The organism is Neiella marina, from assembly GCF_002165625.1.
GTDB lineage: Bacteria > Pseudomonadota > Gammaproteobacteria > Enterobacterales > Neiellaceae > Neiella > Neiella marina.
The window spans coordinates 1-18,999 of sequence record NZ_NGNS01000019.1; the positions used below are offsets into that span (position 1 = coordinate 1).

15 protein-coding genes are annotated in these 18,999 nt (G+C 47.9%); 7 read left to right on the forward strand and 8 right to left on the reverse strand.

Annotation, left to right across the window (positions count from 1 at the left end; translation table 11 throughout):
* Positions 1-420: 420 nt before the first annotated feature.
* Positions 421-1,596 carry a hypothetical protein gene (locus tag CBE68_RS13675; protein ID WP_087506668.1) on the reverse strand — a complete coding sequence of 392 codons (1,176 nt, stop codon included), beginning with the start codon at positions 1,594-1,596 and terminating at the stop codon, positions 421-423.
* Positions 1,597-1,946: 350 nt separating this feature from the next.
* Here CBE68_RS13675 and CBE68_RS13680 point away from each other — a divergent pair, with 350 nt between their 5' ends.
* Positions 1,947-3,125 carry a dicarboxylate/amino acid:cation symporter gene (locus tag CBE68_RS13680; RefSeq protein WP_087506669.1) on the forward strand — a complete coding sequence of 393 codons (1,179 nt, stop codon included), beginning with the start codon at positions 1,947-1,949 and terminating at the stop codon, positions 3,123-3,125.
* Here CBE68_RS13680 and CBE68_RS13685 read toward each other — a convergent pair.
* On the reverse strand, positions 3,111-3,821 hold the full coding sequence (locus CBE68_RS13685; RefSeq protein WP_229744756.1) for a S1 family peptidase: 711 nt from the start codon (positions 3,819-3,821) through the stop codon (positions 3,111-3,113). The two genes, CBE68_RS13680 and CBE68_RS13685, sit on opposite strands and share 15 nt — an antisense overlap.
* Before the next feature lie 153 nt (positions 3,822-3,974).
* Between CBE68_RS13685 and CBE68_RS13690 the strand changes: the two genes are divergently transcribed.
* The 3 genes from CBE68_RS13690 to CBE68_RS13700 are packed head-to-tail and all read left to right on the forward strand — an operon-like array spanning position 3,975 to position 8,399.
* Positions 3,975-5,537, forward strand: coding sequence for an AMP-binding protein (locus CBE68_RS13690; protein ID WP_087506671.1), 1,563 nt, complete (start codon positions 3,975-3,977; stop codon positions 5,535-5,537).
* Positions 5,509-6,759, forward strand: coding sequence for a type III PLP-dependent enzyme domain-containing protein (locus CBE68_RS13695; protein ID WP_158100607.1), 1,251 nt, complete (start codon positions 5,509-5,511; stop codon positions 6,757-6,759). The genes CBE68_RS13690 and CBE68_RS13695 overlap by 29 nt, the downstream gene beginning before the upstream one ends.
* Before the next feature lie 26 nt (positions 6,760-6,785).
* Positions 6,786-8,399 (forward strand): FAD-binding oxidoreductase, encoded by a 1,614-nt coding sequence (locus tag CBE68_RS13700; RefSeq protein ID WP_087506673.1) that lies wholly within the window; start codon positions 6,786-6,788, stop codon positions 8,397-8,399.
* Between the two features lie 193 nt (positions 8,400-8,592).
* Here the strand turns inward: CBE68_RS13700 and CBE68_RS13705 are convergent, their stop codons facing one another.
* Positions 8,593-9,354 carry a PEP-CTERM sorting domain-containing protein gene (locus CBE68_RS13705; RefSeq protein WP_087506674.1) on the reverse strand — a complete coding sequence of 254 codons (762 nt, stop codon included), beginning with the start codon at positions 9,352-9,354 and terminating at the stop codon, positions 8,593-8,595.
* A gap of 320 nt (positions 9,355-9,674) precedes the next feature.
* Between CBE68_RS13705 and CBE68_RS13710 the strand changes: the two genes are divergently transcribed.
* Entirely contained in the window at positions 9,675-10,553 is an 879-nt protein-coding gene (locus CBE68_RS13710) for a PEP-CTERM/exosortase system-associated acyltransferase (RefSeq protein ID WP_087506675.1), read from the forward strand.
* A gap of 101 nt (positions 10,554-10,654) precedes the next feature.
* On the opposite strand, the gene prsT is transcribed toward CBE68_RS13710, so the two are convergent.
* From prsT to CBE68_RS13735, 5 genes are read right to left on the reverse strand one after another with little or no spacing between them, the layout of a single operon-like run.
* Entirely contained in the window at positions 10,655-13,420 is a 2,766-nt protein-coding gene (gene prsT / locus CBE68_RS13715; RefSeq protein WP_087506676.1) for an XrtA/PEP-CTERM system TPR-repeat protein PrsT, read from the reverse strand.
* A gap of 29 nt (positions 13,421-13,449) precedes the next feature.
* Complete coding sequence (locus CBE68_RS13720) at positions 13,450-15,036, reverse strand: alpha/beta fold hydrolase (RefSeq protein WP_087506677.1); 1,587 nt, start codon at positions 15,034-15,036, stop codon at positions 13,450-13,452.
* A 14-nt stretch (positions 15,037-15,050) separates the two neighbouring features.
* Positions 15,051-15,311, reverse strand: coding sequence for an acyl carrier protein (locus CBE68_RS13725; RefSeq protein ID WP_087506678.1), 261 nt, complete (start codon positions 15,309-15,311; stop codon positions 15,051-15,053).
* The gene (locus CBE68_RS13730; protein ID WP_087506679.1) at positions 15,308-16,306 is read right to left on the reverse strand and encodes a GNAT family N-acetyltransferase; all 999 of its coding nucleotides are present in this window, start codon (positions 16,304-16,306) and stop codon (positions 15,308-15,310) included. The genes CBE68_RS13725 and CBE68_RS13730 overlap by 4 nt, the downstream gene beginning before the upstream one ends.
* Positions 16,306-16,893 carry an acyltransferase gene (locus tag CBE68_RS13735; RefSeq protein ID WP_087506680.1) on the reverse strand — a complete coding sequence of 196 codons (588 nt, stop codon included), beginning with the start codon at positions 16,891-16,893 and terminating at the stop codon, positions 16,306-16,308. The genes CBE68_RS13730 and CBE68_RS13735 overlap by 1 nt, the downstream gene beginning before the upstream one ends.
* Before the next feature lie 314 nt (positions 16,894-17,207).
* On the opposite strand from CBE68_RS13735, the gene CBE68_RS13740 reads away from it, so the two are divergent.
* Complete coding sequence (locus CBE68_RS13740; protein WP_087506681.1) at positions 17,208-18,620, forward strand: UbiA family prenyltransferase; 1,413 nt, start codon at positions 17,208-17,210, stop codon at positions 18,618-18,620.
* Entirely contained in the window at positions 18,617-18,985 is a 369-nt protein-coding gene (locus CBE68_RS13745) for an EamA family transporter (RefSeq protein WP_087506682.1), read from the forward strand. Before CBE68_RS13740 ends, CBE68_RS13745 begins: the two co-directional genes overlap by 4 nt.
* Positions 18,986-18,999 lie beyond the last annotated feature (14 nt).

An 18,999-nucleotide genomic window follows, 5' to 3' on the forward strand; every position in this document is an offset into this window, starting at 1 on the left:
CTGCGCTTTGTCTGTATCCGCGTTCAGCCCCATGTGAGAGTAGGTCACCGCCAGGCACCTAATAAAACGTCAGAAGGCCACCCAATAGGGTGGCCTTTTGTCGTTTAGCGCCTCGCGCAAACCAACAATCGCGGTGAAGCGCTGCGGTATCTAACCTATCACTCTGCTTAACGACAGCGCGCCGCAGGCTCCCAGCGTCGCAGCTAAGCTGCTAGCGCTCCACAGGTGCACAAAGCGTTGCTTTGTGAACGCACCTGCTCGGCCCCCATGTGACAACTTTGGCGCAAAAAAAGGGCGACTCAGGAGACAAAGCCGAGGAGCTAGGAGTAAAGTAGGTCACGAAGGCGACTAGCTTCTTAGGCTAGCTGAAGTTAAAGAAAAGCCGCCTTATTCGGCGGCTTTACGTAAAGCGAGGTTGGTCTAGCGGCAAATCAACGTGGCGGCGTGAGCAGACGATGATTTAAGGTTTATTGATTCGGTGATTTTTACGTTGCCAGACTTCATTTCGAGTTTGTCGATTTGATGTTGGGCTCGAGGCGTAGCGTCGAGATCTTCCCCAGTGGAGTTCGCTTTGCCGGTAAGTACACTGATATCGAAAAATCCATCGGGGCGGAAGTAGTCAGATTCGCAACGGCCGGTGTGCTCCGCATCAACACAATAGAACCAACCACCCCTCACTTGCTCAAGTTTGTAGGTAATGTTGTGCAGAACCGATGCCGACTTTGTACCGTTTTTGACTGTCCAATGGCAACAGATCTCTACTTCAGACAAATGTAACGGCACATCCAAAAACAGTCCGGTGACCAAATCAAGTTGCGAAATTGCAATACGGTCCTCATCCACTGCTATCAAAGACTTGGGTTTAACATGCCTAGTTTTATCATCCACTTTTATATCAATAGCTAGGGTAATACCTGTGAGGTCTTGTGCAGCTGTGTTCTTTGCCAGCCGTAAAGTTGGATTCAGGTGCAACACTTTGTGTTTTGCTAAATCACTCTCATCTATCTTTAGTTGTCTTTTAATGGCTCGGCAAATCATATTGTTTGCCGCCAGTTGGACATCGCTCCAGCGAAACCAACGAGATGCTTGCTGTGGTGATAAGCCATTGGCGTAGTGCATGATCGCGAGGTTTTCCGAAATCTCCGGTTGACTCGACGGCACCATGTCGTGAATGCGTTGCAGTTCTTCGCGCCAGTCTTGCCATTGACTTCCGAAACGCCGAGTGAATTTCGAGTGAAGCCAGTTTTGACATTTGCTGGTCATCACGATTTCGTTAGATTTTGTATTAATTACAAGCCAACCGCTTGAAGCCAGCGATGACAGTGTTTGGTCAAGGCTAACAGCGCCCTCTAAATCAATATCAAAGCCGAGATTGATACACTGAGCTTCGGTTAACCCACAGCGCTCTAACCGTAGGTAGTTTCTGTAGGCTTGGCATAGATGATCATATTGGTAACTGGTTGTTGGCCACATCCAGTGAATCAGGTTGATCTGACTTTTAGACAATAAATGTTCATCAAGACTGAAATCGTAAGGAGATAGTTGGTCGAACTCTTCGGTGGCTAAACGGTGTGCGTTTTGAGTATGACGTGTCATGAATAAGCCTCAAATTATTATAGGAATAAACGTGCTGGTACTTTGTCAGCGGACGGTTTATTTCTGTTTTTATTCAACCGCGACAACTTTTTTCTTGTGTGGCTCTCACAAGAGGCAACAGCATAACAGGGCATTTCCATCGTTTTTTTATTTTGATAACGCAACAAAATCAAACTGCCACCGAGTTCAAAAAATCTCGCCCATTTGAGCAAAATATAGTGATCAAGTTAAAACATGAGTTCCATCAAAGAAGCTCAGGATCAAGTTCTACTTGTGCGAGCAATAACAGATATTTAACGCTCGGTTATGGTAAAAAGCGGCTGTCTAAATTGTCATAAGAGACACGCTGTATGAATCTGCTATTGAAACTCATTGTCGGTATCATTGCTGGCTTATTGATTGGCTCCATTGCGCCCGAGTGGTTAGCACGCGTTATGCTGACTATCCAGGTTTTTGTTGGCCAATTGATTGGCTTCACCATCCCATTGATTATCCTGCTCTACATTGCCAGTGGCATTGGCGCATTGCCCAAGCAATCGGGGCGACTACTTGGACACACTGTGGGCTTGGCTTATTCATCGACGGTGATCGCCGGTGTTCTTGCTTTTTTGGTTGCAAGCCAATTATTGCCTGCATTGGTAGCACAGGCAGAAATCCCCACATCAAATGCCGATAACTTGCTGACTCCTTTTATCTCTATCGCCATCGCTCCGCCAATGGAAATCATGACAGCTTTAGCTCTCGCGTTTGTGCTTGGTATCGGTATGAGCGCCATTGAATCAACCAGCCTACGTAAAGTGATTGATGAGGGGCGGCAAGTCGTTGACTTGTTGCTGTCTAAAGTCATTATTCCTGCGCTGCCGTTCTACATTGCTGGGGTATTTACCCAAATGATGCTAGAAGGATCTGCGACCGAAACGTTACAAACGTTTGCTGTGGTGTTGATGATGGCTGTGGCTATGCACTGGCTATGGCTAACTGGGTTGTATCTCGTGACGGGCTTGATTCACAAAAAGCCGCCACTGATGCTACTCAAAAATATGTTGCCGGCATATTTTACGGCGCTTGGTACCATGTCGAGCGCAGCGACCATTGCGGTGTCACTTCAAAGTAGCAAGCGTAACGAGGTCAAAGAGCCGATCGCGAATTTCGCAGTGCCTCTGTGTGCCACGATTCACCTTTCTGGTTCGGTCATCACCATCGTCACTTGCACCACTGCAGTGATGTTAATGCGGCCAGAGTTAGCGGAACCTACGCTCGGAAATATCGTGCCATTTGTATTAATGCTTGGCGTGACATTAGTTGCAGCACCGGGAGCTCCGGGGGGAGCGATCATGGCTGCACTCGGTATTCTTGCATCGATGCTGGGGTTTGGGGAAAGTGCTATTGCATTGATGATTGCCTTGTACCTCGCTCAAGACAGCTTTGGTACTGCCTGCAACGTGACCGGCGATGGCGTCATTGCATTGTGGTTAGATCGCTGGCATGGCGAGGCAGTAGAGGTGGCGGCGGAATCACAATCCGTTTAGCAGCTGCTGTAAGTGCTTGACGGGAATGGCATAGGAGATGGCACTGGGGTTGGTTAGTGCGGATTCTTTGCTACCCGTCAGTAGTACTTTGTTGATGATTGCAATCACTTCACCAGTCGTTTGATCGTAAACTGGGCTGCCACTATTGCCGGGGTAAGCTGTTGCATCTAGTTGATAGACCTCATACGGTTCACGTAAACGTTTCAGTTGTTTGGCGGTTAACTTACCCACTGCTGGTACGGGAAGCATAACAGGCGTCTTGGTCGCTATAATGCCTCGGTGGGTAGTTGGGTAGAGGCCGAGCACTGAACCAATTGGGAATCCGGTAAACGCGATAGCCTGTCCTTCAACGACAGTTTGGTTGGAAAATGTTAAGGCTGGCAGTCGCTTGCCCGTCACCTTAACGATCGCAAGATCGTGCTCGTCATCTCTTGCCATCAAAGTCGCTTTATACACTTGCGATGTTCGCCCGCCGGGTATCATCACTGCAATTGATTGATTACGCTCTTCATTGAGTCTCGGAATTGCGTGAGCATTAGTGGCGATCAAGGTGCCATTGCCAATGGCAAAACCGGTCGCCATCAAGGTCGCTTTGGGCGCGGCAAGCGGATCAAACAAGCCAATACCAACGACGCTGGGTTTCACTTTTTCAATGGTGGCGGGCAATGGATTGTGAGCAAACGCACTGTGAACCATCAAGCTGAACCAACAGGCTATGACGAATGCTGTCTTTTTACCTCTATAAATCATAGGATTACCCGATAAAATTATGCCCAATAATTTACTGTCGCTATATTCTCTCTATCATAACTGAGTAACGCACCGCCCAAGGATGATTCTGTGGCCGATATGACTCACACAATGCATGACCTGTTGTGGCAATCTGATGATAATGCATTGGCGTTATTGATGGGGCCTCAGTCCTACTCATTTGGTCAATTAAAACAAGCAGTAGCGAAGATTGCTAGCGGCCTGCGCAAAGACACCAAGCTAGAACCTGGCCAACGAGTGGTATTGTATGGCCCTAAGTCGGTGTTACAGGTCATAGCAATGTTCGCGGTTTGGCAATGTGGCGGCATTGTGGTCATTGCTCATCAAGGTCTTAAGGCTGCTCAACTTGGCCATATTATGCAGGACTCGGCGGCCGATATTCTATTGACCAGTGCTGCTCGATGGACACAGTTGGCAACTGATCCGGCTTTCGACGGCGACCAAGTGAAACAGTTGGTGATTGAGCAACCAACACATCCGGTCCAAGCCTCCGCTTATGTTTTGCAAAACTGGCTCGAAACACTTGAAAGCGCAACGCCGATAAGTTTCTGCCAGCCAGCTGACCTTGCAGCACTGATGTACACCTCTGGCAGCACAGGGTTACCGAAAGGGGTGATGTTGACTCATGCCAATTTGTGGCTTGGAGCTGATAGTGTTGCTAGCTATTTGCAGCTAACACCTCGGGATCGCATTCTTGCGCTACTACCTTTTAGTTTTGATTATGGCCTTAATCAGTTGTTATCGGCTTGGCGGGCCGACGCCGCGGTCGTTTTACATAACTACCTGATGGCAAGTGCGGTTTGCAAAGATATTGATCGCTTTGGTATTACGGGGTTGGCAGGTGTGCCGCCCTTGTGGCATCAAATACTTCATACCCAAACTGCAACAGCGGATTCGCTGCGATTTGTCACCAATTCAGGTGGCGCATTGACCTCAGGGCTTCAGCAGTTGTTATGTGCTCAGTTTCCTAACGTGGCGATTTACTCCATGTATGGACTTACCGAAGCATTTCGTTCTAGTTTTCTCGCACCGCAATTGCTTGCTCAAAAGCCTCTGAGTGTGGGGAAAGCCATTCCGCATGCACGATTGATGGTGCTGAACGACAACCAACAACCCTGTGCCGTTGGCGAAGTGGGCGAACTGGTGCATAGCGGCCCGCTGGTTGCACAAGGCTATTGGCGTCAAGACCGGCTAACAGCTGAGCGTTTTCGAAACTTACCTGCATATCTGCAAGACCATGACGGTGAACGGGCAGTGTGGTCGGGTGATTTGGCGTACACCGATGAGGACGGCGATCTGTTTATCGTCGGGCGACGAGACCAACAAATAAAAACATCTGGATTTCGAGTCAGCCCGCAAGAGGTTGAATCAATCGCCGAAGCGATCGAAGGTGTCGGTGCGGCAATATGTATGGCTGTCGATGACACCGAGATTGGCCAAGCCATTGTGCTTATTGTCGAGCGCACTGCGATGCAATCAAGTGACATCCTCAAGCAATATAAAGCAAGTTCGGCTTCGCACTTATGGCCGAAGTACTATTTCGAAACTGATCGCTTGCCATTGTCTGCTAATGGCAAACTGGATCGGCAAAAAATTAAAGAGACATGGCTCGATGACCTTACAAACAACAACGCTAGCTAGCGGCCATCAGTTCCAGCAGCCCATTTCAATACAGGACGGACAACTGTTCTGGGCAGGTAAACCTGCTATAGATTGGTTACAACAAGCAAGTGGGGCGCCTTGCTACATTTATGACATGGCCATTGCCCATCGCCAAGTTGCAGCATTGCGAGACGCACTACCCCAGCAGTTTCAACTGTTTTATGCCGCTAAAGCCAATCCCAATATACAGGTGCTGTCGTCACTTAGAGCATGCTGTGATGGGGTCGATGTGGCGTCGATTGCAGAGCTTAAAAATGCTGTTAAGGCAGGCTTCCAAGCCAACCAAACCAGCTTTGCTGGCCCTGCTAAGTCAAGCGATGAAATTGCCGAAACACTTTCTTTGGGAGGCTATTTGTCAGTTGAATCGGTCACCGAAGTTGAACGGATCATCGGCTGGGCAGAGAACTATCAACAGCCAGTTAGCATTAGTGTGCGAATCAATCCTCAATTCCAGCTCAAAGCGTCAGGTATGCACATGGGCGGAGGCGCTCAACCATTTGGTATTGATGAGGAACAATTTGCCGATATTGCACTGCTTGTCGCTGAGCACCCATTAGTTTCAATTTCTGGGCTGCACATTTATGCCGGCTCTCAATGCCTGCATGTGGATGCGCTGATAGAACAATTCCATCAGAGTCTACTTTGTTTTCAACGATTGTGTGAAAACTACGATTTAAGCGTTGAAAAACTGAATTTTGGTGGTGGTATTGGCGTTCCTTATTTTCCTAAAAATCAGCCAGTTGATTTAATCCGATATGGGCAAGCAATTGGCCAATTAGTGGACGAGCAACGTTCATTTACCGCTGGCAAGACGTTAGTTCTAGAGTTGGGGCGCTACATTATGGCGGAGGCGGGTATTTACCTCAGTCAGATCACAGATTTGAAGCTGTCGCGGGGACAGATGTTTGCAATGGTCAATGGTGGCATGCATCACCACTTAGCCAATTCGGGCAACCTTGGGCAGCTATTGAAAAAAAACTATCCGATCGTGGTTGCCAATAAAGTTGATCAGCCATCAGTCGCGACTGCGACCGTTTGTGGACCTCTTTGCACACCGCTGGATGTTGTCGCAAGACAACTCGAGGTTCCGCACTTAGAGCTTGGCGATGTCATTGCGGTTTTTCAAAGCGGAGCCTATGGTTTAACTGCCAGCCCCAACGGATTCTTGAGTCACAACCCAGCACTCGAATGGGTTGTCTAAGACAGAATAATAGAGACAGATAACCTATGGCTAATCATCCGATAACAACTTGTCCCGAATCATTTCAAGGAGTTACTTGGCTCGATCAACAGCGAGCTCAAAGTACTTATGGTGGAAATGCGATTGGTGCATCACGAACACTCTTTGGTGCTTTTATCCTCAACGAGCAAAGCCAAGTTGCCGATGTACTTGCTTGGGCTAACTCCCAAGGGGCTTGCCTGCAACCCATTAGCTCTGGGCGCAACTGGGGCTATGGCAGTGCTCTGCCTGTTAGCGATAAACAGCCGATATACATACTCGATTTATCGGGTTTAAAAAAGGTCATTGATTTTGATGAGCAGCTTGGTTTGATCACCCTAGAGCCAGGCGTTACTCAAGGCGATTTAGTCGCTTGGTTACAAGAGCGAAACTTGGACTTTATGGTGCCGGTGACGGGTGCAGGGCCAAATTGCAGTATTGTCGGTAACGCCCTTGAACGGGGTTATGGTATCACCCCTTATGCCGATCACTTTGCTGCTGTCACTGCTGTGACTGCCTATTTGGCTGATGGTCGACAATATCGCTCCAGCCTCTATGGTATGGACAATTCTCAACATCATTTAGCGGACCGTTCATTCAAATGGAAGGTTGGCCCTTATCTCGATGGGTTGTTTACCCAATCGAATATGGGAGTCGTTACTGAAATGACAATACGTCTGGCGAAATGTCCACAAGACTTCGAGAGTTTTTACGTTCAGTTCAGTCAAGATGAAGATTTGGAAGTTGCTGTCAATTTAATGCAAAACATACTCCGCGACTATGAGGGGGTCGTTGGCTCTATTAACTTGATGGATCGACGCCGGATTCTATCCATGGTAGCACCCAACCCAAATGGACCGGAGCAACATAAAGTAATGTCCGAGGAGCAATGTCAGAAGCTTGCTAAAAAATATCAAGTGCCTGGTTGGATGTTGGTTGGCTCCATCTATGGTTCTAAAGAAATTGTAAAAGCGGCGCGAAAGGATATTCATCGTCGCGTGCGAAAGCACGCCTATCGGACGATTTTTTCCGAGGGATGGTTACTGCGAACGGCTCGCTTAGTATTAAAAATACTGCCTACGTCGCTCATGAAAGATGAGCGTGAACAGCTTCAGGCGATGGCAGAGGGCATTCAAATTATGCTTGGGCAGCCGAATCAAGTCGCATTACCGTTAGCTTATTGGCGCAACCCCAATGTCCAAGCTGACAAAAGCAAAGAGATGAATCCGGCAAAAGATGGTTGTGGCTTAATGTGGTACGCGCCTTTGGTGCCGACCAAGGCTGACCATATGAGAGCTTTTGTGAACATGGTGCGTGATGTATGCCCGCAATACGGTATTGAACCACTAATTACGTTAACCAATCTACGCTTTGATTTGACCGATAGTACGATCCCTATTTTGTTCAATGCAGCAGATAGTGATGCCACCAAACAAGCGAAAGCATGTTTGGATGAGCTGGTTGAAAAAGGGTTGTCGCAAGGGTGTGTGCCTTATCGTCTTAATGTCGACCAGCAAAACAAGATGCTCGATCCGGAGCTGACCTGCTGGCAGTTATCGAAAGCCATTAAACAGGTGATGGACCCAAATAATGTCATTGCGCCAGGGCGTTATCAGCCTTAGTCAATTGCTGGCAAGTTGCTAAGTTAGCGCCAGCAGCCAAAGAGCAATTACTTATTCAGTGGTTGCTCTTTTTTTGTGCTTTTCGAACCCTCAACTAGGTGGTTGAGCGGCTTAATCTCGCAGTTTTAGTCATAAAAAAAGCCAGAGCAGGTGCTCTGGCTTTTGGTCTTCGCTGCACTTGGCAGCAAATCTTTTACTTAACTTTGCGACGGCGTGCTACGCCAACGAAGCCCAGCAGACCAAGACCCATCAGCGCAACAGATGCTGGCTCTGGGATTGAGTTAGCTGCAATGTCTGCGCTACCCAAAGAAACGATAGAGGCGCCGTTTTGCTGGCTCAAGATGAAGCTGCTGTTGAATGCCATATCGGCACCACCAAACAAGGTGTTGGTGTCGAATACTTCACCTGCTGCACCACCGACTACTTCCAAGTAACCTGCGCCAGAAGGCAAGCCTAGTGCATTAACCTGACCAACGAAAGAGGCCATCAGCGTTGGGTCAAAAAATGGTAGAGGTGCAAGCAGGTTTGCTGCAACTTCAAAGCCCGCTAAGCTCAGCCATAACTCACTTGCATCACCGATCGCGGTTGTACCATCGGTAATATCAAATGTACCAGCTGCCTGGTTGTAAATCTCGATGGTACCGCCTGAGTAGGCGTTAACACTTGGGATTTGCAAAGGCAATGTGCCTGTTACGCTCAGCGATTCTTCAAAAACGAAGCCGCTAATTACGAAAGTTAGGTCACATGACGCACACTGGAACTCAGAAGTAGCTAGTTCAGTATCGAATTTACCGTATGCAGTGAAAGAACCTGTAATAGTATCCAGTTCTTGAACGACAGTACCGGTGCTTTCGAACAAGTCACCTTCGTCGAAAGAGATGCCATCGATCATTGTTGCTGAAGCTGTTGCGCTCAACGCCATGGCGAAGGCGGCTGCTGTAAGTTTCCGTAACATAAGTTTCTCCTAAAGAGCTAAATATTGACTGAATGCGGGAAGCGTATCCCGCTTCGCCATGGTTCGTGTTCGAAGATTACTAAGCAGATTAGGTGCCAACTTTTTAAGTTGTTGATATTTATTGTGATTAATTGGTTTTTGGCGGAGGGTTGATTAATCGTGTTGCGCAAGTGTAAAAAAACTCGACAACAAGAAAACACTAGAATTTCGATCCGTTCGTACAGTAGCTTAGTATATGCTTAAATATGGGAGTAAAGTTGTCATATTTGCATAAGACTTGGGCAATGACTACGGTTGGTCAAATGAGCGAGGGATCCTGAATGAATAGAAAGTTGAGGCGTTTAGCTCAATTGCCTGTGATTGGAAAAATTGTAAGCTGGGGAGGCCAGCTTTTAGTTAGTCGGGAGGGGCGTAAGATCGCTAAGCACTTTTCAAAGTTCTTGAAACCCGTTGTGGCATATCATGTAGATTCGGTTAATGAAACGTTTCGAATCCGTCACCAAGTTTATTGTGAAGAACTTGAATTCGAAGACCCCAAGCCCGAAAAGATGGAAAAGGATGACTTTGATAAATTCAGTCGCTATTGCTTAATCCAACGCAAACAAACGTTGGACCACGCTGGCACCATCCGGGTTGTGTCACCACAAAATGATGATGAGCTTCTTCCCATCGAAAAATATTGTCAACACGCATTGGAAGGCGCGGATTTAAAACCGACGGACTTCAAGCGCAACGAAGTCTGTGAAATGTCGCGGTTAGCAGTGCCGGCTGATTATCGTCGCCGGCAAATGGATAAGTACAAAGGTGCCGCGACCGGTGTTATTAATGAGTCTAGTTACTCTAAAGAGGAACTTCGTTGCTTCCCATTTCTTGCTATTGGCTTGTACTTGGCAGGAGCAGCATTAGCCATTCGTAGCGGCAACAAGCACTGCTTTGTAATGATGGAGCCTCGCCTAGCCCGGAGTATGGCGTTTATCGGCGTCAAGTTTAAACAGCTTGGCCCTGCAGTTGATTATCATGGTCTCAGAGCTCCTTATTACATTAATGCTGAAATGCTACACGCTAGCCTACCGCGAGGTTTCAAGCGACTTTTTGCCGTTATCGACAAAGAGATCGAGGAGCAACGAGAGCAGGCTCGGTTAGAAGCAATGTCGCCATCTGAACAATTTTGTGAGACCCAAAAGAGAATGTACCAGTAACGGGGGCGAACCTTTGTTTGGCGTTGCTATACAAACACAGTAAAAAGCCAGCATTGAAATGCTGGCTTTTTCGTTACCAATAGCGACCGCTCTAAGCCTTATTAAAGTTGACTCTCTAGAGATGCTTTCAAAGCTCTTAACTCCTCCGACTCTGGATTGGTGTCTGCAATAATCTTTCTAGCTTGTCGGTTTTTTCCTGCCGCCAGCAGCGCTTCGGCGTAGTGCAGTTCAATTTCAGCGTTACCAGCAGCTTTTGCATACGCTGCAGCTAACACCGTTTCTGCCTTGGTGACGTTACCGTCTTTTAGCAATGCATAACCATATGTGTCGGCAATCATCGGGAACTGACCGGCCTGCTCGAAAGATTGTTCCGAGAAAGAAACGGCTTTTTTGTAGTCGCCACGCTGAAGATATAACCAAGCCACGTTATTGAGCGCAGTGAGATTTTGAGAGTCCAACTCAAGGACTTTGAGGTAATTATCGATAGCGCTGACTGTTTTGTCTTGCTGCAAGTCGACATAGGCTAATTTGTTGTATATCGGTGCGGTATTTTCGAAGTTAGCTTGCTCTGCCTTGAGCAAAGCTTCCGCTTCATCGTATTGACCAATGAGCAAATGGGTATCGGTTAGCGCAATAAGGGCAGGCATACTTTGGCTTTGCTCATAGTATTTCTGCCACAAAGTGATGGCGTTATCGAAATCTTTTTCTTGCACCGCGATGCGAGCTTGAAGTCGAGTCGCAACTGGGTGGGTCATCAACTCGGCATCCAGTTTTTGCAATGCTAATTTAGCATCTCGTGGGCGTTGATTATCAACCAATAAGCTGGCTTCGATCAGGCCCAAACGTTGAGATTGTGGGAACTTCGAACGAGCCATTTGTGTCTGACGAAGGGCGTTGGAATAATCGCGCTGAAGTTCAAATATTGCAATCATTCTTAGCTGTGCTTGCAAGCTATTTGGAAACTCGGCCAGCCACTTGTCACAGTTGTCTTGCGCTTGCTCAATTTGACCTGATTGAATGTACAGATCACCCAACAGCATTCGAGTTGCCTCGGTATGGGATTGATCATCAAGCTTCGCTAATTGTTCGGTAGCACTTGCTGTGTCGCCTGTTGCTGCGAGTGTGATGCCATTAACCCAGTAGACATTGGCGTGTTTTGAGTTGTTGCTGATTAACTCGTTGCTCCATGCGATTGCTTGTTTTTGGTTTTCAGATTCGGCTGTTACAGCAGCGAAGCTGCGAGCAACATAAAACTGCTCGGGATTGCTAGCCAAATTCTGCTTGGCTACTTCAAAGGCGTCGTCTGGCCGTTCTGCAGCAAGCAAGAGGTTGGTTTTACTGAGTAATGTGATCGGATCATCAGGATCATGCTTTAAAGCAGTCTCAACCAGTTCGAGAGCCTTCTCAGTATCTCCCAAACGAGCGGTTACCAAAGCTTTTAGGTTATAGCCGCGAGGGTCTTGTGGTTCCATCTCAATCAGCTCGTCGCTGACAGACATTGCCTGCTGATATTTTTCTTGTGCGATCAGGCTGTAAACCAAAGATAAGCGCGCTTCAATCATTTCAGGGTTGGATGCTAAAGCGCGTTCCAGATCGGCAACACCATCTTGATCTTCATTAGCTAGCTTGAGGATTCCCACTCGCATCGAGCTCTCGCTGGAAAAGCTAAGGCTATTGGCTTGCTCGGCAAACTCAAGCGCTTTGGCAGTGTCTCCCGCTTGGGCAAGTTGTCCGGTTGCGGTTGAGAACAAAGGAGCATCTTCCGGTGTCAGATCAGTCAGCGCATCGAGCGTTGCAGATGCTTCTTGGGTATAGCCCAACTGTAACTGCACGTAGGCATAAAGTCGCTTGATCATATGTCCAGAGGGCAATCTAGACTCGACGCGTCCCAAGTGCTTGTATGCTTGCTCATACTCGCCTTCTCGAAGTGACGAGATCCCCGCTAGGGCCAATACTGTGGTGTTGTCTGAGCCATTCTGAATAGCACGCTCGGCATAGAGCTGAGCGTTGCTGTAGTCTTTGCGGTCGAATTCAATTCGTGCTTTTAGCTCGTTGATCTGCGGATGGTGCTTGGCAACCTTAAGTAGTTGGTTGACCAATGGGTCCGCTTCCTCGGGCTGATTGTTTTGCATCAGAGCGAGAGCAAGATACAACTTGTGCTGCGGTGCATGGGGAGCCATTTCCAGGGCCTGCCGATAGGCATCGACAGCCTCGGCGTATTGTTTCTGTGCCTGCTGTAAATGCCCTTTCATCAATAACACGTCGACGTTGGTTGGGGCCGCTTTTTGCAGCTCGTCTACTAGTGCTAATGACGCTTCAATGGATGCCAAACCTTGTTCGCTATTGACATCAGCGGCTAAACGGCCGAGTTGCGCATAGACGTTTTCGGAATGCTTCTGTTCGGCGGCTAATAACATATCACTAGCTTCTTCCGGCTTATCTTGCGCCAGTAAAGCTAGTGCTTGAATGGAATAAAGGCTCGCCGCCGCATCTTGCGACAGTTGCGGAATTTCTGTGGCTAACTCACTAAGCTTTTTAAATTCGAGTGTTTTGTAATAGCAAAGAGCGAGCTGTGGTAACACTAAGTTGCGATCAGCACCGCTGGACAACGCGGCCCGGAACTCCTTCTCTGCCGCCAAGTACAAACCCTGCTCGTAGTAAATGGTCCCTAACAGAACTCTGGCTTCGGTCAGTTCTGGCATTTGCCGAACAGCATTCTTCAACTCAATAATCGCAGCATCTTGATTGTTGTTATTGATGTAACGTTTGGCGTTAGCTAGATGCTCATCGCTTGAAACTTCGGCTGGCTGGCATGCGGCAAGAGCGACGATCATTGCTGCGGTGATGGGCCTGAGTATTCCTTTCATTGGCTTGCCTTAACTTGGGTTCTTTTTAGTTAAATCGTGTTTAAGAACTTCAGTATTCGCGTAAACAACTGGTGCTGACTACTGGAATTCGAAAAGGTGTGATCCGCTTGTTTAATCGTTTCTAGCTTAACAGTTTGTTGCGGCTTGTTAAGCCATTCTTGCAGTTGTAATTGCGATTGTTTGGCGGTTAGGTCTTCGGCGGACCAACAAACGAGAGTGGGCACGCAAGACGACTTAAGTTGATTGATGGCTAGCGCCGATGGTGTGCTGCTTGATGAAGATTTGCTGTTCCACCAATGTTTCACAAAACCCGATATTTTCGCTGGTAGTTTTAACGGCTGTTTAAGATGGCGTAAAACAGCCGCTGAATCGGTTGCCTGTGCCAAATAATGATCTTCAATCAGCGCACCTGACCAAGCCGCATCACTGTCAAAAAAGGGGTTGAGGAGGATTTGGCCGTGGCAACAGGGCTGTGATGCCAGCAACGCCATCGTTGCGCCATCGCAAAGTCCCAGCAGCACAATCTTAGTGGCGTTAGGCTTCGCTCGAAGCCAAGCAACTACGACGGTTAATTCGTGAGCTGCTGACTGATAGTCCTGTGCGGTGCCAACACTATCTCCCCAGCCGCAATAATCAAAGCGTACAGAGCTAATTCCAGCACTTGATAATTGTCTCGCAAGACTGACAAATAGTCGATGAGGGCCGACTCGGGTTTGCGGGCGTCCAGGCAAAAAAATGACCGTCGTGTGGTCGTCGTGAGCTTGGTGATGAACGGCAAAGACGGTCCCCTCTGGAGATTGCAGGGAAACGCAAGATTCCATGCCGCTATTTGTGTTAATAGAGCGAAGCGGTGCCGGCTGAGATAGATTTGTGTGGCTGTATTTTGTTGTTGAATTCGAGATACTTGCTTGTAGATCATTCAACGCACTAAACGATGTATCAAACCAAGGTTGCATCGCCTCTTTGCTTGCTTCACTGTGTTGCCAGAACATTAAGCCTTGCGCTGTTAGAATCGGAAATGGCAGATTAGCTGGCGCTAAGTTATTCAAATATAGGCAGCAATGATGAGCATTGACGCTTGAGGTCAATTCGACCGCTTCGATCTCGTTCTGAAGCTGATTGCTGACACTGTAGCCCAAGTAGCGGGACGCTTGCTGTTCCTCAGGTTCGCTGTTGCCTTGTAGCCGCGCAGCTCGGCGGATTGATTTTAGCCAACGTTTACCACTGAGTTCAGGCTGCCAAAACAATACTTGCTGACTTGCTAGTTGCTCATCGGTTAATAGCAAAGCTCCGGAGCGGACGGCAAGCAATATGATGGGCGTTTCAATAGAACCCAGAATGGCGGTAATGTTGTCCTGCCAAACAGCCAGTGAATGAACGTCAGTCAGCGATTGCTGGCTATCGCCAGTGCCAAGTAAGTCAAAATAGATGGTGCTGATTGAGCGATGAACCGCTTGAGCTGCAAATTCTGCCAAATGGCGTCGACAAGCATTCATTTCCTCTAGCAATGGTGGGATCACTACCAAGGTGTACTGAGCTTGAACCGGCTTTGTCTGGCAAACTAAAAGCGCTTGCTGATGATTCGCCCCGTTGAGGTAAAACAGCCGTCTATCCATGACGCGCCTCACCTTTAGTGGTGAATCAGCCTCGCGGTGAGTTGCTGCAGCGAGCCCCAGTCCTCAAAATCATCCATTGACAGCTCTGCTTCATCAATTTCTATCTGATACACATCTTCGATGGCCGTTAGCAGATTGGTCAGCATCATCGAGTCAAATTCTGGAATGTCGCCAATTAAGCCGGTGTCGTCAGTCCATTGCTCGATCGCATGGCCCGGCAGTAACTGCTGTAAAATGTTGGTGAGTTGGTTGAGTTGACTGGAACTAAGGGTCATTTGGCTAATATTCTTCGCTTTATCCGGGGTAATATCTGGTAGCGCAACTGCGCCAGTTTGCCAAAAAAACTGCGGTGATTAAAGGCTCTGATGCTTTGTCTGACGATGCGCTCGCTCATCCAGTCTGCTTTGTAGGGTTCATCGCCCATACCGAAATCGACAACCGCAACGCGATCGTGGTCAAAAACATGGGCCATCAGATGCGCTGTCAGCAAGGTGCCGGGAGAGTAAGTCTTGTGTTTTGGGCAGTAAGCAAGCTTAAAAATATTCGCTTTACCCTGATACACAAACCAAATCTGAGCCGCAGCTGGAATACCATTGAAGTACAACAACCCCATACGAAGCCAACCTCTGGACGCTGCCAGTTCTACAAACTCGGCGATGAATGAGAGTTTTTCCTCTGCTGGCTTCCAACTTTGCTGGTAGACATGGCAATAGTCCTGCCAATGAGCTTTGGTCTGTTCAGTGTTCTCGGCGATGATGAATTCAACCGCGACCTGATCATTTTCTAGTTTGCGCCGTTTGCGCTTTATGGTGTTCTTAAGCTGGCTTGGGCGCTGGGCCATGTATTCGGCAAAACTACCGCCTACTAACAAGCGCCAGTTGTCGAATTGGTCGACGACTTCATGGGGATAACCGTTGGTCGCCAAAAAATCGCAAGCATTTTTGATGAAATCGTCGTTGCCGTCCGCCACTCCTATTTCGGCCATATGCCAACGCGGTGACAACACTTGCTGACAAATGCGGTGGTGTTGTGGCGCTGCGAGTTGCTGGCTTGGCTTGGCTAAGGTGACAAAAAAATTCCGCAATGGCGCAATGGTGGTAAAGCCATAGTTGTTGGCTCGCTGGACGAAACGATAAATCGCGCCGCTTGCTTCGGCTGAGTGCAGAACATCAGCTGCACTGAAGCAATGGCGATACAGGCAATCTTGCCATTCGGGCGTCAGTTCAATATCGGTGGCGGGAGGTATCGCGACTTGGCTTGATTCAGGCATTAGCTGTTGCGCTGTTTGATGACTTTTGCGGGATTGCCGGCAGCAATGGAGTAATCAGGCAAGTCCTGTGTGACAACTGAGCCAGCACCAACCACACAATGATTGCCAACATTAGCCAGAATAAGGGCGCCGTTGCCAATCCAGCAGTCCTCACCGATGTTGACTTTGGTTAAGGCGCCGCCTTGATCTTTGATTGGTGTGGTTAAATCGGCAAAGTTATGTTGGCCCTTGCCACTCATCACGTGCACACCACTGCCGAGCAGGGTATTGGCTCCGATAGCGCAGCTACCGATGTTGCATTGAGGGCCAATATAGACACCTCGCCCTAAATCGGTATCGACTTGGGAAAATAATGCGCCAAAGCCGATAACGCCATCAGCAACGCATTGCGTTAAGGTGAAACGATAAAAGCCATAACGAATGTAACTACCAATCAACCCTGGGAACAAGCTGAGAAATTGCGAGTACCCAGCAAAATGTGGGGTGCGGCCTTTTAGCAGTAGCTTGAGAGCGAGAAAGCTGATTGTCAGCGGCGAGACGACTAAGGCGGCTAACCAACCCAACAGGTGCTTAAGATTCTGCTTCATGTGGAGGTTTCCGTACCAGCTAACAAATTGATCAACCGTTAAAACTCTACACCAAGGCTGGCGAAATGAACACCGATAACCGCTACGGGTGACCACTCAAACTGAGCAGCGTGTTGGCGCCAGTCATACCATTAAATGCTGCTTTGTCATGCGCTCGCAATGCGAGTTTGACAGGATGATTAGCTGCCCTTGGCCATCACTCCCTTGGTCATGAGGTTTTTTGTTTGGCCAAGGTTGTATGAAATTTCAGCTTGCGCATTCGTTTTGTGCTCATTTAGGATGTCACAGATAAAACTTAGCAGGGACGGAAGTTTATGGACAAGGTACCTTTGTATGTCGATCTTGATGGCACGTTTATCAAGAGCGATATGCTTCTAGAGAGTTTTTGGGAAGCATTAAAGGTCAACCCTTTGGTTCTGTTCCTGGCATTTTTGTGGTTACTAAAAGGCAAGTCCCACCTCAAGCATCAGTTATCGCAATATAGTCAACCTGATGTTGGGTTGATTCCATTAAACCCTGAATTCCATGCCTTTTTGCAAGCGGAGTCGGGCTCGCGAGAGCTGGTATTGGCAACTGCTAGTAATGAGTCCATTGCCGAGTTGTTTGTTCAACGCTACCCACTGTTTTCGCGCCATTTAAGTAGTTCAGCTAATCGTAATCTCAAAGGCAAAAATAAGCTCGCTGCCATCAAGCAAGAACAACCAAATTTTGCCTACGCAGGTAACTCGTCAGAAGATTTTGATCTGTTTGCTGAAGCACAAGAAAGCTATTTAGTGAACCCGACATCGTCGGCGCGAAAACTTGCCAGTGGCACCACATTCGATGGTCGGTTTGATGAGCAACGCGCATCCCTGTTGGTGTGGCTGAAGCAACTGCGAGTTCATCAGTGGTTGAAAAACATGCTGATTTTTGTGCCGTTGTTTGTTTCTTGGCACCTCACCACCATTGACGCTTTGTGGGCCACCGTTGGCGCTTTCTTGTCATTTAGCCTATTGGCTTCATCGACCTATATCTTCAATGATTTAGTGGATTTGCCGGCCGATCGGCAACACCAACGCAAACGCAATCGCCCATTGGCCTCATGTGCCATCAGTATCACGCAGGGGATCATGGTTGCAGCCGTTTTGCTGGTGGTTTCTCTGGTATTGTCTTGGTTAGTTTCACCGGGATTCACTGGCGTCTTGCTGCTCTACTTAATCATGACATTGGCATACTCATTCAAGCTCAAGCGCTTTTTCGGTATTGATGTGATTATGCTGGCTTCGCTTTACAGCATTCGAATATTTGCTGGCGCGGTGGCCATTGGCGCGGTGGTGTCGTTTTGGCTGTTGTCGTTCTCAATGTTCGTGTTTTTAAGTCTGGCCTTAGTCAAGCGTTGCGCCGAATTAAAAGCGCTGGAACTCGAAAACAAAGATGCTGTATCTGGCCGCGATTACAATTACTCGGATTACCCTGTATTTCTAGGTTTTGGTACCTCATCAGCGACGCTGTCGATTTTGATGTTTAGCTTTTATGCCAACAACAATGTCCTTACCAACCAATATCAGGAGCCTGAGCTACTGTGGCTGGCTATTCCGATGCTCGGTTATTGGCTGTTGCGAATGTGGGTGAAAACTCATCGCGGCGAAATGCATGATGATCCGATTGTTTTTTCCATTAAAGATAGAGGTAGTGTGATTTCGGTAATGGCTACCTGTGTTGTTGTTTTAGCGGCTCAAATTATATGACTTACCTCACTTTTGGCTTGATTTTGTTTAGCGTTTTTCTATCGGTTGTTGCTCAGATCTTTTTGAAAAGTGGCATGTCGAACAAAGCAACGCTAGACGCATTTGGCAATGGCTTTATTAGTGGCATCGTTGCTGTTTCAATGAACCTTTGGGTGGTATTTGGCATGATGGCATACGTCGCCAGTGCCGGTGTTTGGCTGATGGTGCTATCCAAGGTTGAAGTCAGCCGAGCTTATCCGTTTGTTGGTCTTGGCTTTATTGGCACCATGTTGTTTGGTTTTTGGTTCCTCAATGAGCCATTGACCCTCAATAAAGTGATTGGCACCTTGTGTATTTGCACCGGTGTTTACTTTATCGCAAAGTAATGGCGGTAGCGCTG

Coding starts and splice junctions, on each gene's coding strand:
- CBE68_RS13675 (WP_087506668.1), bottom strand. CDS start 1,596: ATGACACGTCATACTCAAAACGCACACCGTTTAGCCACCGAAGAGTTC.
- CBE68_RS13680 (WP_087506669.1), top strand. CDS start 1,947: ATGAATCTGCTATTGAAACTCATTGTCGGTATCATTGCTGGCTTATTG.
- CBE68_RS13685 (WP_229744756.1), bottom strand. CDS start 3,821: ATGGTTCACAGTGCGTTTGCTCACAATCCATTGCCCGCCACCATTGAA.
- CBE68_RS13690 (WP_087506671.1), top strand. CDS start 3,975: ATGACTCACACAATGCATGACCTGTTGTGGCAATCTGATGATAATGCA.
- CBE68_RS13695 (WP_158100607.1), top strand. CDS start 5,509: ATGACCTTACAAACAACAACGCTAGCTAGCGGCCATCAGTTCCAGCAG.
- CBE68_RS13700 (WP_087506673.1), top strand. CDS start 6,786: ATGGCTAATCATCCGATAACAACTTGTCCCGAATCATTTCAAGGAGTT.
- CBE68_RS13705 (WP_087506674.1), bottom strand. CDS start 9,354: ATGTTACGGAAACTTACAGCAGCCGCCTTCGCCATGGCGTTGAGCGCA.
- CBE68_RS13710 (WP_087506675.1), top strand. CDS start 9,675: ATGAATAGAAAGTTGAGGCGTTTAGCTCAATTGCCTGTGATTGGAAAA.
- prsT (WP_087506676.1), bottom strand. CDS start 13,420: ATGAAAGGAATACTCAGGCCCATCACCGCAGCAATGATCGTCGCTCTT.
- CBE68_RS13720 (WP_087506677.1), bottom strand. CDS start 15,036: ATGGATAGACGGCTGTTTTACCTCAACGGGGCGAATCATCAGCAAGCG.
- CBE68_RS13725 (WP_087506678.1), bottom strand. CDS start 15,311: ATGACCCTTAGTTCCAGTCAACTCAACCAACTCACCAACATTTTACAG.
- CBE68_RS13730 (WP_087506679.1), bottom strand. CDS start 16,306: ATGCCTGAATCAAGCCAAGTCGCGATACCTCCCGCCACCGATATTGAA.
- CBE68_RS13735 (WP_087506680.1), bottom strand. CDS start 16,893: ATGAAGCAGAATCTTAAGCACCTGTTGGGTTGGTTAGCCGCCTTAGTC.
- CBE68_RS13740 (WP_087506681.1), top strand. CDS start 17,208: ATGGACAAGGTACCTTTGTATGTCGATCTTGATGGCACGTTTATCAAG.
- CBE68_RS13745 (WP_087506682.1), top strand. CDS start 18,617: ATGACTTACCTCACTTTTGGCTTGATTTTGTTTAGCGTTTTTCTATCG.